Source organism: Calothrix sp. CBUCES-K 9914, assembly GCF_059640475.1.
The window spans coordinates 12,878-27,476 of record NZ_JBXXZH010000121.1 but is presented as its reverse complement, the minus strand read 5'-3'; the positions used below and the strand labels follow the sequence as shown (position 1 = coordinate 27,476).

General features: G+C 36.9%; 18 protein-coding genes and 1 pseudogene. 7 read left to right on the top strand and 12 right to left on the bottom strand.

Annotated elements, in window-relative coordinates; genetic code table 11:
- Positions 1-17 precede the first annotated feature (17 nt).
- A complete protein-coding gene (locus AC2JBO_RS24715) occupies positions 18-947 on the top strand; it encodes a DNA N-6-adenine-methyltransferase (protein WP_496956283.1) in 930 nt (309 codons plus the stop codon).
- A gap of 235 nt (positions 948-1,182) precedes the next feature.
- Here the strand turns inward: AC2JBO_RS24715 and pirA are convergent, their stop codons facing one another.
- Complete coding sequence (gene pirA / locus AC2JBO_RS24710) at positions 1,183-1,338, bottom strand: arginine synthesis PII-interacting regulator PirA (protein ID WP_496956282.1); 156 nt, start codon at positions 1,336-1,338, stop codon at positions 1,183-1,185.
- Between the two features lie 134 nt (positions 1,339-1,472).
- On the opposite strand from pirA, the gene AC2JBO_RS24705 reads away from it, so the two are divergent.
- The 3 genes from AC2JBO_RS24705 to AC2JBO_RS24695 all read left to right on the top strand — a co-directional run bounded on the left by AC2JBO_RS24705 (position 1,473) and on the right by AC2JBO_RS24695 (position 3,653).
- A complete protein-coding gene (locus AC2JBO_RS24705) occupies positions 1,473-2,258 on the top strand; it encodes an SAM hydrolase/SAM-dependent halogenase family protein (protein ID WP_496956281.1) in 786 nt (261 codons plus the stop codon).
- 71 nt (positions 2,259-2,329) lie between these two features.
- Complete coding sequence (locus AC2JBO_RS24700; protein ID WP_496956280.1) at positions 2,330-2,980, top strand: DUF2301 domain-containing membrane protein; 651 nt, start codon at positions 2,330-2,332, stop codon at positions 2,978-2,980.
- Complete coding sequence (locus AC2JBO_RS24695) at positions 2,973-3,653, top strand: ElyC/SanA/YdcF family protein (RefSeq protein WP_496956279.1); 681 nt, start codon at positions 2,973-2,975, stop codon at positions 3,651-3,653. Before AC2JBO_RS24700 ends, AC2JBO_RS24695 begins: the two co-directional genes overlap by 8 nt.
- Before the next feature lie 55 nt (positions 3,654-3,708).
- Here AC2JBO_RS24695 and AC2JBO_RS24690 read toward each other — a convergent pair whose 3' ends face one another.
- The 3 genes from AC2JBO_RS24690 to AC2JBO_RS24680 all read right to left on the bottom strand — a co-directional run bounded on the left by AC2JBO_RS24690 (position 3,709) and on the right by AC2JBO_RS24680 (position 6,322).
- Positions 3,709-4,497 (bottom strand): YehQ family protein, encoded by a 789-nt coding sequence (locus AC2JBO_RS24690; protein WP_496956278.1) that lies wholly within the window; start codon positions 4,495-4,497, stop codon positions 3,709-3,711.
- A gap of 123 nt (positions 4,498-4,620) precedes the next feature.
- Positions 4,621-4,959 (bottom strand): hypothetical protein, encoded by a 339-nt coding sequence (locus AC2JBO_RS24685; RefSeq protein ID WP_496956277.1) that lies wholly within the window; start codon positions 4,957-4,959, stop codon positions 4,621-4,623.
- A gap of 64 nt (positions 4,960-5,023) precedes the next feature.
- The gene (locus tag AC2JBO_RS24680) at positions 5,024-6,322 is read right to left on the bottom strand and encodes a GNAT family N-acetyltransferase (RefSeq protein ID WP_496956276.1); all 1,299 of its coding nucleotides are present in this window, start codon (positions 6,320-6,322) and stop codon (positions 5,024-5,026) included.
- A gap of 772 nt (positions 6,323-7,094) precedes the next feature.
- On the opposite strand from AC2JBO_RS24680, the gene AC2JBO_RS24675 reads away from it, so the two are divergent.
- Positions 7,095-7,241 carry a hypothetical protein gene (locus AC2JBO_RS24675; RefSeq protein ID WP_496956275.1) on the top strand — a complete coding sequence of 49 codons (147 nt, stop codon included), beginning with the start codon at positions 7,095-7,097 and terminating at the stop codon, positions 7,239-7,241.
- Between the two features lie 3 nt (positions 7,242-7,244).
- Here AC2JBO_RS24675 and AC2JBO_RS24670 read toward each other — a convergent pair whose 3' ends face one another.
- The 4 genes and pseudogenes from AC2JBO_RS24670 to AC2JBO_RS24655 all read right to left on the bottom strand — a co-directional run bounded on the left by AC2JBO_RS24670 (position 7,245) and on the right by AC2JBO_RS24655 (position 9,365).
- Positions 7,245-7,979: a tetratricopeptide repeat protein gene (locus AC2JBO_RS24670; protein WP_496956274.1), complete on the bottom strand. Its 735-nt coding sequence runs from the start codon at positions 7,977-7,979 to the stop codon at positions 7,245-7,247.
- 394 nt (positions 7,980-8,373) lie between these two features.
- Positions 8,374-8,592 carry a hypothetical protein gene (locus AC2JBO_RS24665; protein WP_496956273.1) on the bottom strand — a complete coding sequence of 73 codons (219 nt, stop codon included), beginning with the start codon at positions 8,590-8,592 and terminating at the stop codon, positions 8,374-8,376.
- Positions 8,593-8,614: 22 nt separating this feature from the next.
- A pseudogene (locus AC2JBO_RS24660) lies at positions 8,615-9,004 on the bottom strand (VWA domain-containing protein); the annotation flags it as partial.
- Between the two features lie 151 nt (positions 9,005-9,155).
- The gene (locus tag AC2JBO_RS24655) at positions 9,156-9,365 is read right to left on the bottom strand and encodes a hypothetical protein (RefSeq protein ID WP_496956272.1); all 210 of its coding nucleotides are present in this window, start codon (positions 9,363-9,365) and stop codon (positions 9,156-9,158) included.
- A 50-nt stretch (positions 9,366-9,415) separates the two neighbouring features.
- Between AC2JBO_RS24655 and AC2JBO_RS24650 the strand changes: the two genes are divergently transcribed.
- Positions 9,416-10,186 carry a serine/threonine-protein kinase gene (locus tag AC2JBO_RS24650; protein WP_496956271.1) on the top strand — a complete coding sequence of 257 codons (771 nt, stop codon included), beginning with the start codon at positions 9,416-9,418 and terminating at the stop codon, positions 10,184-10,186.
- A 390-nt stretch (positions 10,187-10,576) separates the two neighbouring features.
- On the opposite strand, the gene AC2JBO_RS24645 is transcribed toward AC2JBO_RS24650, so the two are convergent.
- The 3 genes from AC2JBO_RS24645 to AC2JBO_RS24635 all read right to left on the bottom strand — a co-directional run bounded on the left by AC2JBO_RS24645 (position 10,577) and on the right by AC2JBO_RS24635 (position 13,230).
- Complete coding sequence (locus AC2JBO_RS24645) at positions 10,577-11,404, bottom strand: tetratricopeptide repeat protein (protein WP_496956270.1); 828 nt, start codon at positions 11,402-11,404, stop codon at positions 10,577-10,579.
- 317 nt (positions 11,405-11,721) lie between these two features.
- Complete coding sequence (locus tag AC2JBO_RS24640) at positions 11,722-12,234, bottom strand: DUF6745 domain-containing protein (protein ID WP_496956269.1); 513 nt, start codon at positions 12,232-12,234, stop codon at positions 11,722-11,724.
- 522 nt (positions 12,235-12,756) lie between these two features.
- Positions 12,757-13,230, bottom strand: coding sequence for a hypothetical protein (locus AC2JBO_RS24635; protein ID WP_496956268.1), 474 nt, complete (start codon positions 13,228-13,230; stop codon positions 12,757-12,759).
- Between the two features lie 143 nt (positions 13,231-13,373).
- On the opposite strand from AC2JBO_RS24635, the gene AC2JBO_RS24630 reads away from it, so the two are divergent.
- The gene (locus AC2JBO_RS24630) at positions 13,374-13,559 is read left to right on the top strand and encodes a hypothetical protein (protein ID WP_496956267.1); all 186 of its coding nucleotides are present in this window, start codon (positions 13,374-13,376) and stop codon (positions 13,557-13,559) included.
- Between the two features lie 672 nt (positions 13,560-14,231).
- Here AC2JBO_RS24630 and AC2JBO_RS24625 read toward each other — a convergent pair.
- On the bottom strand, positions 14,232-14,456 hold the full coding sequence (locus AC2JBO_RS24625) for a bacteriocin (protein WP_496956266.1): 225 nt from the start codon (positions 14,454-14,456) through the stop codon (positions 14,232-14,234).
- Positions 14,457-14,599 lie beyond the last annotated feature (143 nt).

Below are 14,599 nucleotides of genomic sequence, written 5' to 3'. Positions count from 1 at the left end.
AATAATGGCTGCTAAAAATGATTAGTGTAATTAATCGGTATGAAACATACCACAATTCTGGGGAATCGCGCGTTTTAGCAAAAGAAACTTCAAGCGGTTACCAAGCTTCAAGTCGGCAACATTTAGACGAATGGTACACTCCAGCAAATATAGTTGAACTGGTACTTCAGGTTTTAGAAGAGATTGACCTTGACCCTTGTGCAGAGGGTAATAGAAAAATTCCTGCACGAAAGCATTACACCGTCGAAAAGGATGGATTACAACATGAGTGGTTGGGGCGCCTATTTATCAACCCACCGCTTTCCCATGCTGATAAGTGGATTGCAAAACTACAGTCTGAAGTATTAAGTGGCAGAGTTTCTGAAGCAATTGCTCTTTGCTGTGCTGTGACAGACACAGACTGGTTAAATTCAGTATTAAAGACTCAACCGATTTGCTTTTGGAAAGAGCGAATCATATTTTTAGACACGAATTATCAACCTAATTTACCCGCAACGCAGTCTTACTGTTTAGTTTATTGGGGGAACAATCAGCAGCGATTCAAAGAAGTATTTGAACAGCATGGTATAGTTTACATTCCGGTTTGGAAGTTCACTGAAAATAATTCTCCTAATTCTCAACAAGTACAATCATCTAGTCTAACCAGTGATACCAATTCTGCGGCGCCTGTAGAATCAAAATCACAAACGGTACTACCTGTTAGCTCAACCAGTAGTACTCGAAGAAGCAAAGGAAAGGGAACGGGAAGAATTCATTGGCGGACTGTAACTAAGAGAAATGGAAAGCAGTATGAGCAACCTTGGTATGATTGGCAACTAAATATCGGTCAAAAGACAATTTCTAAAAGCACCTATATTCCGAAACACCTGTTTAGCATCATTCTGGAACTTGAAATCAACAAAGCTCCTGTAAATGAAATTTTAGGTATGCTGGGAATTATTCTTTGAGATTTAAGACTTACGATACTGTCACAATCATCAGTCGGTGCGTGACGCTACAAGTCTTATTACTACGTTGAAATTTGTTCGTAGCGTCACGCACCCTACAATTTTTATGTGTCACTTGCGTAAGTCCTGATAGTTTACAGCTAGCAAAATATTGATCGACAAAGGCGCTCTTTGTTCAAGAAAATCAGAACAAATGTTTTCTTGCACTATAGGCGCCTTTGGTATGTGTCGCGAATTAGTTAAATTCTCGCATCTCAGCTTCGATTTGGCGGACTAACTTTTCATCGCAGGCAGCTCTAGCAACTTCCAGACGATGCTCTAGATTTTTCTTTATGCTCTGCTTATGCACTTCGCGCGCTCTTTCAGCAGCTTCGTATCTATTGGTAATCATAGTAGTTTTCCTCTGTTCATCTATAAATATCTATGTCTTGTATTCATAATATAGCATATAGTTGGTAACTGTTGTTACAGAAATTAGATTGTTTATCATGTAGCAAGCTTGATTAATATCTATGTGATAACACGATGGTTTCTCCACTAATGCTCACGCTCAGTAGCGATTTTGGTCTAAGTGATATTTATGTTGGGGTAATGAAGGGTGTAATTGCCCAAATCAACCCAGAAATTAGGGTGATAGACTTGACGCATCAAATTCCACGGCAAAATCTTGCTGCTGCCCGGTTTTGTTTGATGAGCGCTTATTCTTATTTTCCTGATGGGACACTACACTTGGCTGTTGTTGACCCAGGTGTTGGAAGCGCACGGCGTGCAGTTGCTGTAGAATTTGCACATGGGTTTTTGGTGGCGCCGGATAATGGGATTATCAGTGGGGTATTAAGTCAAAGTCGAGCAATTCGAGCAGTAGAACTAACAAACTCACACTATTGGAGAGTTCCAAATCCTAGCTATACGTTCCACGGTCGAGATATATTTGCCCCTTGTGCTGCACATCTTGCTTCGGGTGTACTGATTGAAAATTTGGGTAGGGAAATAGATATAAATAGTTTGGTTGAGCTTTCACTACCCAAATGCTGCCACATTACTACTGGCGCCGTTGGTTGCGTTCAATATATAGATATATTTGGGAATTTGATTACGAATATACCTGGGAGCTACGTTGAAGGTGAAAGCTGGTATGTAACTGTTGGTGACTTGAAGATAAAAGGAGGAGAAACTTACCATAGTGTACCCGTTGGTAGTGCTGTTGCACTAGTAAGTAGCGAAGGTTGGGTAGAAATAGCGATAAACAGAGGTAACGCTCAAGAACAGTTAAACATACAATTAGCGCAAACAGTAGAATTGAAGTTGTAGAAGCGGGTTAACCGAAATTTCTATAATTCATTAGGATATAGGTAAACCCCGACGTACAGGAATTTTTAATTATGGAAGTATATCAAGGACAATTTGGCGAATTTACCGTAGATCAAGACGACCGTCGAGGTGTAATAATCTATCGCGCGGGTTTAGCAGTTGCTGCATCATGCTTTGCAATTGGTAGCGCATTGGTGTTATTTGATAATAATCCTAACATTTATCCACTTTTAACACCTTTATACACTTGCTTTAGTATTGCGCTTGGTGTTAGCTTGCTATTTATACACATTTACATGGCAGCGCTGCATCGTGCGTTACAAGCTTTTTGGGTAATTGGTAGTGTTGCAGCTTTTGTTGTAGGACATACAGACCCTCAACCCTTTGCAGTTACTGTATATACTCATCCTTTAACTATATTGGGAGTAGGTTTCACTTTTGCAGCACTTACAGGTATTTTCTTCAAAGAAGCTGTTTGTTTTAATCGCTTAGAAACAAAAATCTTAACCCCCATTCTACCCATACTATTATTAGGTCACTTGCTAGGTATCCTGCCATTGCAATGGGAGCGCGCGTTGTTAGGTATTTGGGCTGTATTCTTTGTAGTCTTTGCAATACGTAAATTAATTCAAGCAATTCCTCCGGATATTGGCGATAAATCAGTGTTTGCTTATTTGAAAGGGCAACATAAAGAACAACGCGAAGCACAACTAAATGCGTAATTACGTCCGTAGAAGGAAAAAATCTTTTTATATTCAATTAGTAAAACGGCAAGAAATGTGGATTTTAACGCTGCAAGGCTGGATATTAACAAGCATCTTTGTCCTTGCTATTATCCTAATCTTAATTACGAACGTTCATCCGTTTCTCGCCGTTACTTCTCCAATCAAAGCTAATATATTAGTAGTTGAAGGATGGCTTGCCGATGAAGCACTGAAAGAAGCCTTGAACGAGTTTAAAACAGGTTCGTATTCTCATATAATAACTACAGGTATTCCCTTACAACGCGGATATTATTTATCTGAATATAAAGATTATGCAAACCTTGCGGCAGCTACATTAAAGGCAATGGGCGCCGACGCTGAGAAAATAATACCTATACCAACACCAGATGTAAGAAAAGATAGAACATACAGTTCTGTTATTGCATTAAAAGAAAAACTAGCAAACACCCAACTTAAACTAGAATCAATAAACTTATTCAGCGATGACGTACACGCGCGACGTAGTTGGATGCTATATAAAAAAGTATTACCTGATACAAAAATTGGTGTAATAGCCGCAGAAACCCATAGTTACGACGCCAAAAGATGGTGGAGTTCAAGCGAAGGATTGCGTACAGTAATTCCAGAAGCTCTAGCCTATATTTACGCATTATTTAAAGTTATCCCGTAGGATAGGCGTCTCGCCTGTCCAACATTTTTTTTTAATCCGCCTGTCCAACATTTTTTTAATCTTTAAATAACCTAATCAAAACACAAAGCTGAAGCACCAAATTACTCATAGAAAAATTAAAATCTGTAATTGTCTCAGAAACAACGGCGCCATTTTCCTGTTCCAACATCCGTTCAAAAAACGCATTATTTTGAGCTAACTGCCAGAAATCAACAGGGTTATCATCTTTAGAGTCTGGAAAATCATGACAAATAGCAACTACGCTAACAGAGTCAGTATCTTGAAGATAAGTAGTTAGCTGTATATTTTTATGACGCACTTGTACACCACAACCAAAACTAATTAATCGTGCGGCGCCTATATCGGTAAGTTTATCAGTTTGGGAACCGCGAATAAATAATTGGGGCACGGCGCCTGTATCATTACGTATAGCATCACTGCGAATACAAAGTTCTCCAACAAGTTCAACTACCCGTGTGGGAGAAAAGCGCGCGTCACGAGTTTCATAACGTTCTATTTCTTGTATAATTTCTGCAATAATTTCCGCTAACCAAATTAGGCAAGAAGCACGACAATTTTGTTCTAGGCGCCCTAAACGACTAATATAAACTTTATTAAGTCCTTTAATTCCGCTTTCTAGTAATGAGTTTAAATTAGCTTCAATATCATTTAATACATCAACGGGAATAGGCGCCGCTTCTTGCTGTGTAGAAATAATACCACTAATTTGTTGAGGTTCAAGCTGGCGAAAAGCCCAAACACTGTAAAGAACGTGACGACAAGGAGCAGGTTCAGAACAGTCACAGTAGGTATAACGTATATCACCAGGAACTAAAAATCTCACCGTATAAGCTAAAGTATGAATACGGGCAACAGGTTTGTTACTTTTGATAAGTTCGATAACGTGACCTGAATCAAATTCGCTTTTAGCGCACGTAATGATAGTTTTATTAAAATAATTACCTAGTTATACATCGCTAATATCCCCAGGATTCCAAAATTGTAAAGAGGTTTGAGAGTCAGGTTTAGCTTCTTGAGTACGTTGATAAATAAGAATCGAACGAATAAGATGACGACAAACAGTAGTAGCAGAACAATTACAATGACGGTCGCTTAATTCTTCTGTTGCAGGCAATATACATTCAACATCCGACCAACGTATAGAAATATTACCCTGAGCATCTTGTGTTATGTGATAGGATAATTGTCCTTCAGAGAGTTCTTTGAGCGCGCGTTTAACTAATCCCCTATTACTAAGGACACTCAAATCATCTGTAGTTAGTGCAATTAAATCTTGACGTAGCATATCACTCTCCACAATTTTATCATCCCATAGCACAGGTCAAGGTGCCTGTGCAGTGGTATCCAGTTTACGTATTTACAGGCGCCGTATATTGAAGTGCGACATAATGTTGAAAGCGGATAATTTGTAATTCAAATGGTAAAAGCTGATAACTAATTGGAACAAAACCTATTTTAGTATATAATTTAGCTTCCTGACGTAAGCAAACTAAGTATATAGGTAATTGAATTCTGCGACTTAAACGCTCTAAAAATGCTTGACTCATTTGTTGACTAACGTAGCTACTTTCTACATACAAGCAGTAAAGAATGGAGTATTTTAAACGACATGACAAGTGAGCATAAGCAACCGTATTGTTATTTTGTTTAATTAACCATTCTTGCCAATACATAAAGATGGTAAAGATTGGTGTTAAAAGTGCAATGATGCTAATTATACCAGCTAACCAGGAAATATCCCAATTGCTGAGTATATTCCAAATAGCTATAAGAATTAAAATTAATGGTATATATATTACAGCTATTAAGTATAAGATATAGAAGCGCGACTGTTTAAATACTTGACTTGACCATAATTGTTTATACACTTGCCATTGCATCCAGATATTCTCAAAGCTGGAAATTGAATGGTTAGCAGGTAATAGATATTGAGATTGGCGCCGTTCTAATGGTAAAATAGCTTTGTTAAGTAGTACCATAACACAACCAAGATTGTATCGTCTAAACTCTACTGGTTGATCAAAATTAGCCACAGAAACAAAACCAAAGCGTTGATAAAAAGGTTTTAGTCCTGGTCTACATGTTAAATAAAGAGGCTTTTTTGCATCTTTGATAGTATTCCATACTAAACAAGAACCAATACCTTGCCACCAATGACTAGAATTTACACATATATATATAAGTAATGTGTAACTACGCTTTCTTTCAAGTATTGCCTGTCCAATAATTTTACCTTTATATTCAGCAATCCAGCGTCTAAATTTGTGTTTAGATTGTGGAAAAAGAGACAGTAATAATAAATAAATACCACGTCCAATTGCAAGACCTATGGTAATTCCTAAGAAAAATTTATCTATACCTAAATTAATAATAATTTGATACCAATCTTCGAGAGTCGGTGTGCTTCTTCGTGTTCCAGTTTCATATAGTATAGCTCTCTGCATATTTTCCCAATTCTGCAAGCTTTGTTGGATAAGAAGTTGAAAAATTGGAATTGACATCACTAAGCAAGCTAAAGTTGTACTGATTAAAATTGGCATGTTAATGTTATTATTTAGCTTGCGAATATCTTCGTCTGTTGCAAGACGAACAGAGTATCCAGGTGGTGGAGGATAGTTATTTTGGGAATCGTTTTGAGAGTTAAGCACGGTGTTATTTAGAAGTTATGATTTCCCCCAACCCCCCTTAATAAGCTACGGTGTAATACACAAGTCTCAAAAAGCCACTTTTCTTCTCTTTCTTAGTGTTCTTTGTGTCTACCCTGCGGGGAATCCTCCGGATTATGTGGTTCATAAAAAAGGAAAAACCACAAAGGCACAAAGGGCACAAAGGTAGGATATTAAAGAGTATTATAAACATGTGTGTACACAGTAGCCCTTAATAAGGGGGCTAAGAATTATCTTTTTTTCCCTTAATAATGAGACTAAAACGTTCTTTTCTTCCTGAGTTCACGGGGAGTTAGGGGGAGTTAGGGGAATGTTTTGACAATTTATTACCTCATTTTTATGCGCTTGCACGCTTCAAAGTGAGGTAATCGTTGAATTCTAATATTAGAATACCCATTAATGCCTGCTTTTCTAACATTGGCGCCTTTTTGAAACATAGCAATGTCAATATCTGCTTTTAGCACACGCTACTCATATAGTTAGCGTAAGTACAAAATAGCGAATAAGTCATGAGTAGAAGATATAGGGGCACCAATCAGGAATTGTTTGCGTGATTACTAAATAGTTAAGACAGGCTACGCGGAGGACATAAAGCCTTTCTCTGGGGCTGGCTTGATCTCTACGACCCAGAAGATGTGCGGATTGCCTTCGTAACTCTCAACCAGTGGCAAAAACCGGGGTTATTATATGAATTAGAGACCCTCATTCTCCGAGCTAGCAACCCGCCTTACAACGTTAAAATCCCCAGAGAACTATGACTCAAACCCTTGCCACCCAACATCTTTCTCCAGAAGCAATCAATCAGCTCGTCAACTGTTTGCCTGATTATGTAAAAGCTGCACTCTTAAAAAAATCTGCTGAACTTGAATGCTCACTCGAAGCTACAATCGAAAGTATATGATGGTTACTGTAATTGCTGACGCAAAGTATTAATAAAATTAGTAACTTCTTGTTCACCGTTTTTCTCATTTACTGTTCTGAGCATTTTTAATACTTCTTCAGCAGTGCGTAATGCTTCACGAACTTTACCACGTTTTTGTTGTGTGGTTGCGATGCTATAAAGTGTATAAGCATCTTTTCTTATGTCTACTTCTGGTGGTTGCTTTTTGTCTGGTGTAGGTTTTGCACTGCTACCCAAATCACCTATAGTTAAAGAGCTAGATTGAGATATTTTTCTTGTAATTTCTAAAACTTGAGGATAATTTCCTTGGTCAGCATGAATAGTTCCTAAACCAACAAGTAGTTCGGATTCCATAAAATATTTTTCCCTTGGCGCCAAATTTGATGCATTGAGCTTTGTTTGGGCTAATTGTAAATATTCCAATGCTTGTGAATATTCATTTAGCTCGTTATGAATAACACCTATTTGACTTAATGTTGATACTTCTTGAGTAATATTACCATCTTGCTGGTATTTTTTTAAATTTTGCTGTAGTACAGATAATTGTTGACGCCACTGTTTTTGTTGAGATAACTGTAATTGTGTTTGTTGTGGCTTTTCTGTTTTTATTGTTTCGGTTGAATTAGATTGGTTTTCGTTCGCTTTATTATTACTACTCAGTAACGTTTTGCTAGTTAAGAATATAACTATTGTGATAATTGAAGCTATGGAAAAGATTCTAAAGTAATAATTATTCATGCAATTCAAAAGTACTATACAAATTGAGCGTTAAAGTTGATTGGTATATAATAATACTCTATTTTATTCGATTTGGCAGGCGTTACTTTCAGAAAGCGTATGGATATAAATATAATGACAACTTACAAGCTTCAGAACGCATAATGAATGTAGAGACCCAATATATTGGGTCTCTACATGGCGTGCATTTAGTCAAAACGTAAACTGTGAACAACCACCACTGTAAAGAAAGTATGTTCCCATATATGGCGCCAGTTTTAATAAGATGGCGCCATTTGCATCAATAAGTAGTGTTTTATCTAACGCTAATAGTCCGTATTAGTACGCTGATTACTTCACCTGGATTTTCACTTGGAAAAAGTGGACTCCAGTCATTTTTATCAGAATATCCTAGTTAATGTAAAACTTGAATAGTCGATGTTACCGCATGTTGTGAACCTGTAAGAGTGTGTTTAATTTGCTCACGATAAAAGTACAAATTAGCAGTAGGTAAAGCTAATTTATCATCAGTTTTGTTTGTGTCGAAAAAAGCTTTTGATAGTGCAATTTTATTCCATTTTTCTTGGTATGCGGGGATTAATGCTTCTTGCTCTAGAGTAAGTTTATCTATCATTTTATTTATATCTCTAAGCTAGTTAACGTACCTTTTGCGCTACCCATTCAGCTAATTCACCTGGAGTCATTGCCCCAACACTGGCGCCAAGGTTGACCATTTGTTGCGCTATATTACGGTCATAATTGGGATTAGCTTGTTCATCTAAAGCAGCGAGTCCTAGCAATGTTACACCACTTTCGATTAAGTTTTTAGTGGTGGTTAATAATTGATATAGTGGCGCCCCTTCAAAGAAATCTGTGATTAATATAATAATTGTATTGCGGGGATTATCAACTAAAGTAGCAGCGTAAGCAAGTGCTTTACCAATATCTGTACCACCACCTAGCTGTACTTTCATGATTGTTTCTACTGGGTCTGAACAATCTTCGGTAACGTCTACTATTGAAGTGTCGAATAAACAAAGGTGAGTGCGTACTTGTTTTAAGCCAAAGCAACGCTTAAACCATCACTGTTTAAATTTTCGGTAAAATGATTCCTTCCTCATAAGGAATGACATTCTTAGCAACGAAACCGTATTCTGTCGCCATACTTTATCACCTCTCAATAAATTTAATCATAAATTATGCTTGTCTTGCATTCAATTTTTCTACTATCGCTTGTCTTATCCACTCTGCCATCTGTTTTTTAGAGCCAGCAGCAGATTCTACGCTTTCATACATTGATTGTGTCATGCGTAACGATACTGGTTGAGAATCTATTGGTTCTGAACCCAACGCTACAAACATGCCATCATTACCTTGCCTTACTTCATAGGGTTTTGCGCGCTTCATATATATATTTATAATTTACTGCTAAAACTATACTAACAGTCCTTGTAAACATGGATAATCTTCTAAGCGCGATTGCACCAAACGATTGGGCGGTACAAATGTTTTTGCGGGAGACAGAAAATACTAAAATATTGCGACATCCCAACGTCGTCAAATTACTCGACTATGGATTTTGTGAAGGTATTTTCTTCTTTACAATGGAATATTGCTCCGGTGGTACTGTTCATGATTTGATTCAGCAACAAGGAAGAAAATTAGCTGTAAATATAGCAGTACCAATAATTATTCAAGTATTAAGCGGTTTAGAATATGTACATCAAGTCGAAATTCCTAATGTTAAATTAGCTGATGGTGGATTTGGTCAAGGTAGAGGTTTAGTCCACCGCGATTTAAAGCCAAGTAATATTTTCCTCAGTCACGTTGATGGTAAAATTACAGCCAAAATCGGAGACTACGGTTTAGCAAAGGCTTTTGATTTAGCTGGATTAAGCGGTCAAACAGCAACTGGAACCAAAGCTGGTACTCCCGTATTTATGTGTCGCCAACAGGTGTTAGATTTCAAACATGCAAAACCAGAGGTCGATGTTTGGGCTGCTGCTGCCTGTTTATATTATATGCTCACGGGAGATTTACCGCGCGACTTTAAAGGAAGCGACCCATTTTTAGCTGTTTTGCAAAACGACCCTGTACCCATTTGCCAACGCGATGCAAGTATACCATCTAAACTTGCAGAGGTAATTGATTTAGCCCTCATCGAAAAACCAGAAATTCACTTCAAAAGCGCTGCACAATTGAAACAAGCATTACTCGATTTGTTTTAATAGGTAGGAATATTGGCAACGGATGACTCTAGGATGTAACGGTGAGACCACTTGGCGGTGTCGGCTTCCGTCCCGCTTTCATTGGCGAACCCGAAGGGATGGTTCATCTTGAATAACGCGCGTAAAGTTTGAAACCGATAACTCATCCGTTACATCCGTTGTATCCGTTGCAAGCATTTTATATTTAATTCGGTTTTATGGAATAAAAAGTAGTGAAAACCGAACTTAGGTTAAAAAATTTCTTAACTAACGTACTCGTGCTGAACGTCTAGCTGCAAAACTACGTGAGCTTGAAGAAAACTTTGACTAATATTCAGACTTTTATTGATTCTGGGGTGCTAATTACAATTGAAGGCACCTATAGTAACGCATTGAATTCTTTTGTAGTAGCTAACCTGGATTAAAATTACATTTAGCATCGCTCCATCGTTCAAATTCTTCTTGATAACTTTTAGGGGTATAAATTGGAGCAGCTTGCTGTTGAGTAATCTTTTTCAGGCAAAGCAAACGATAAATTTCAAGTCTTCCATACATACTAATCGGATTGATATCGTTTTCATACTTCTTTCCATCAGTAGCCATTTTTTTATACCAAAACAATGCTTGTACAATATTTGCTTCGGATATACCCAAACCTTGTTCGTACATCTGACCGAGTTTTCTCCAAGTATAAGGATTATCACTGTGACTAAGAACAGTTAAAGCTTCTGTATAGCGTTTAGCTTCGTATAGCGAGTTACCGTAATAATCGGCAAGTTCGCGTGGATTTAAAGTATATGCTTGACGGAGATATTCTAGATGTGCGGTGAGATTTTTTGGAATAGAGCGCAATTTCATATCATCCTGTGCTGGGTCACTCAAACGAGCAAACTCTCTTAATATATAAGATTTTTCCTTTCCATCAGCAATTTCTTTAGCTTTAAGCAACCATCTAAAAGCTTCCGAATCATTTTTTTCCAAACCTATGAATCCATAAAAATAAGTTTGGTATAAAAAGTAGATAGCAGGAATATAATTGAGTTCAGCAGCTTTGCTATACCATTTTAGAGCTAAGGGACGCTCACTTTCTTTTCCGGCGCCAAATTCATACCAATCGTAAGTTTTTCCCAACCAGTAACAAGCAACCGGGTCGTTTGCGTTTGCTAATGGTTGGAGTCGGTTCCGGAGCGCGATTGCTTTTTTTGGCTCGAACTTGACCAAACTGGAATATTTTTTCAAACTTGGCAATCTCTGCTGGAGAAATTTGAGTTCTAAGGGAATATTTTGAAGATTGTTCAGAAACTGGATAAGTTATTTGGGCATTAATAGGCTGGTTCAGGCTGAAACCAACAACAATGTATATAGCTAGTAATATAACTAAAATATTTTTATTAAATAAACGAATCATACGTTACCTAGAGATATATATAGCGCCTGCTGTACACTTAGGATACCCACAACTAGAACGAAACTAACCTTTTTGGAAGAAGTGGCGCCTATCAATATATAAAAATTTCATTGCTGCTCTCCACTTATCCTATGAAATTCAAAGCTACTTAACTTTGTAACATAAAGTCTTCTGGGTCAACTCCCCAATTTATCCAGTATATAGCATCCCTTGCCGACACTAGACTAGGAGGCACTCGCAACATATGAATATTTTTTGTACTAGGGCAAATCATTTTTAATAAATGTACAGGTTCAACATCAATACGTTGATTAATTTTAAGTAATGTATACTCAAGCCAAGAATCTAATTCAATAGCTTCTAACTCGTGACATATACGCTCATAACCAATTCCTCGAATTAATGCTCCTCGTATTTCTGAATTTGTCTCCGATAAAAGCCAAGACGCTTTCCACTCACTAGGCGCCCCGTAGTTTTCTGGTAAAATTACACCATTATAGGCATAAATGCTATATCCATCTGAAAATTGAATAGCGGGTGCATCCTCTGCATGAAGTTGTGATTGGTTATTAAAGGATATTTTTGTCGGACGGTCGCAAACTATAGCAACCTTCTCAAAAGGAAATATTAAACCACAATCATTCATTAGAGATGTAAACACATCCCAAGTTTTTGCTGTATGAAAATATTCTAAAACAGAGATTACAAAATCAAAAGCACTTCCCTGGGGGGGTGACGAACTAGCTTAAAAGCCTTATGGCGTAAAGGTTATAGATGAGTGACCGCTTGAAAGATAAAAGTAAACTTAGAACAAAGCCCAACGAAAAATAAGACTTTTGTACAAAGCTTATTGATTATAGAATCAATAAAGTATAAAAATGGGGTTTATCTTTTTATGGCACGCGCGCTTATAACTATTGCTGTGTCTCAGGTTCAGAGGTTTTCGTCACCCCCTCAGCCCATTTTAGGAATTATTGGCGTATCATTAAGCGTGCTTGCATCTTATACAAGTAAGAAAAATAATGTTGTAGCAAGCGCTCGGAATAACTTAGATATATAAGCATAGTTGTTGTAATGGTACTTGATTTCTTAATAAATATTATGACGTATTTATCGATAATATGTAGAGTATTTAAAAGGCAGCAATATATAATCTATAATCATCGGCGCGAGTGAAGCTTAACTACATTTGCCCCTGAATGATTTTAGTCAATTCGCTACGACTTTGGTTTGCTTCTTTCCAAAAAGCTGCCCAGAAAATAATCAATATGACTATAGGCATTCCTAAGAATAGCGCAATCATGTTACTAGATATGGCACCTGCCAACATTACAAATGCAAAAGTACTACAAAAGAATAAAAACCAGAATCCTAAGAATGCAATAACAAAAGGATGTGGCGCCATTTGTATATAAACAACTGTTTGTGATAATTGTACTTCAAACCGTCCTTTAATTACTGGTATAAAAGAGTTACGGTAGTGAATTATACGACTGATTTGAAAGCCTGTTTCAGAAATTGTTCCTTCATAAGGTGCATGTTTCCTTGAAAACCTAAACATTTTTCTTTCTTCAATGTTTGCATTCAACCTTTGTATGACCACAGCTAACACATCAGGGGTCAAAACCGTAAAGCTATCGTAAGGAAGTATTTTCATTCGTATTTCTAAAAAGATTATTTTAAGTAAAATTATACTTCAATCATCAGTATATTTCCCAGCGTAGTCTCTAAATTTAAATAGTAAGCGCCACTGTTACGCGAAAAATCATTCGTATGGACATACATACCTTCTAGGCATCTGTGGAACAGCGTGATAACCCAGGTGGCGCCACTTGGTTTAATTCGTGTATGCCAACCACTTCTCGTTCGAGATGTTGCTTCCTGAGTTCTGTTTTAGGAGGGGCATTTCGCCCCTCTGACCTACCCAGCGAGCGCCGCTATCAAACAGGTGCGCTCGTACAAATTAACAGTAATAAAAAAGTTTAGGTGATGGCGTTTATACTTTCTGTAGATGTTTATTATTTTATTGAAGTTAAAAAATGATTATTATTCGGAGTTAGGCGCCACCAACATAGAAGATTAGAAATAATTTAGTTAATTAAATTTATATTCAACAGAAAAAAACACAGATATATTTTGTACCTGTGTTTTATTTAGAGCGTATTCAAATCAATCACGCTTTGACCTAATACTAAATTCTAGATTTTGTTTTGAAGATTTTATTCTTCCTGTAGTAACAGGTATTTATCGCTTTTGTGAATTCTTTTTGTGTTTATCAACACGGGTAGGCGCCGCCCAAGATAAAAAAGATGAAATTTAGGTATTTCATCTTTTTGATATTTATTGAAAATAGTTAGAATCTAGCGCGACCTGTTTCAATTTTGTCAAAATAAAATTTAAATTGGATCAGTAATTGTTCTATACATTTTTAATGAACAGAAGAACTAATTAAGTGCTTCTACTAACCAAGGCGCCGAACCTGGGGCAACTGATGCAGTATTGGGCGGCAACACAGAAGAAGGTAACGCCGCTCAATAGGAAAATCATGAAGAAGATTATAAATATTTAGAGATTTTCAACAAATTAATAACCACTATTTCTAACCCTCTTCAATTTTATGAAAATTTTGGCAGTGGGCACAAGCTACAGCGACCTAGGTTAATTGCTTTGTTCAAAATTTAATGCTGTCTTAAATGCTGGATTAATCTGATTAGCGGATACACCACCGTTAAATACTGCACCAGCACCAATTACAAACAGATAACTGTTTAAATCAAAATTTACTTCTGCTCCACCAACCACAGTTGTTAATTCTTCGTCAGTTAATTCCTCAAATAAGTTTGCTTTTAGTTCAGTGTTTCCGTTAACCTTTGCGTTAGTCATATGTTTCTAAGTATTTGTTGATTACTGAAAATAGTTTATACCAAGCTACTTACTATAAAAATCATACTTTGGATAGATAACTTTAATCACAAGTTGCTCTCTATTGCCAAATCCAGCTTACTATCTCAAAAAATATAAAATTT

What these genes read in the sequence shown, in the direction of transcription:
- AC2JBO_RS24715 (WP_496956283.1), top strand. Translation starts at nt 18, where the DNA reads ATGATTAGTGTAATTAATCGGTATGAAACATACCACAATTCTGGGGAA.
- pirA (WP_496956282.1), bottom strand. Translation starts at nt 1,338, where the DNA reads ATGATTACCAATAGATACGAAGCTGCTGAAAGAGCGCGCGAAGTGCAT.
- AC2JBO_RS24705 (WP_496956281.1), top strand. Translation starts at nt 1,473, where the DNA reads ATGGTTTCTCCACTAATGCTCACGCTCAGTAGCGATTTTGGTCTAAGT.
- AC2JBO_RS24700 (WP_496956280.1), top strand. Translation starts at nt 2,330, where the DNA reads ATGGAAGTATATCAAGGACAATTTGGCGAATTTACCGTAGATCAAGAC.
- AC2JBO_RS24695 (WP_496956279.1), top strand. Translation starts at nt 2,973, where the DNA reads ATGCGTAATTACGTCCGTAGAAGGAAAAAATCTTTTTATATTCAATTA.
- AC2JBO_RS24685 (WP_496956277.1), bottom strand. Translation starts at nt 4,959, where the DNA reads ATGCTACGTCAAGATTTAATTGCACTAACTACAGATGATTTGAGTGTC.
- AC2JBO_RS24675 (WP_496956275.1), top strand. Translation starts at nt 7,095, where the DNA reads ATGACTCAAACCCTTGCCACCCAACATCTTTCTCCAGAAGCAATCAAT.
- AC2JBO_RS24670 (WP_496956274.1), bottom strand. Translation starts at nt 7,979, where the DNA reads ATGAATAATTATTACTTTAGAATCTTTTCCATAGCTTCAATTATCACA.
- AC2JBO_RS24665 (WP_496956273.1), bottom strand. Translation starts at nt 8,592, where the DNA reads ATGATAGATAAACTTACTCTAGAGCAAGAAGCATTAATCCCCGCATAC.
- AC2JBO_RS24655 (WP_496956272.1), bottom strand. Translation starts at nt 9,365, where the DNA reads ATGAAGCGCGCAAAACCCTATGAAGTAAGGCAAGGTAATGATGGCATG.
- AC2JBO_RS24650 (WP_496956271.1), top strand. Translation starts at nt 9,416, where the DNA reads ATGGATAATCTTCTAAGCGCGATTGCACCAAACGATTGGGCGGTACAA.
- AC2JBO_RS24635 (WP_496956268.1), bottom strand. Translation starts at nt 13,230, where the DNA reads ATGAAAATACTTCCTTACGATAGCTTTACGGTTTTGACCCCTGATGTG.
- AC2JBO_RS24625 (WP_496956266.1), bottom strand. Translation starts at nt 14,456, where the DNA reads ATGACTAACGCAAAGGTTAACGGAAACACTGAACTAAAAGCAAACTTA.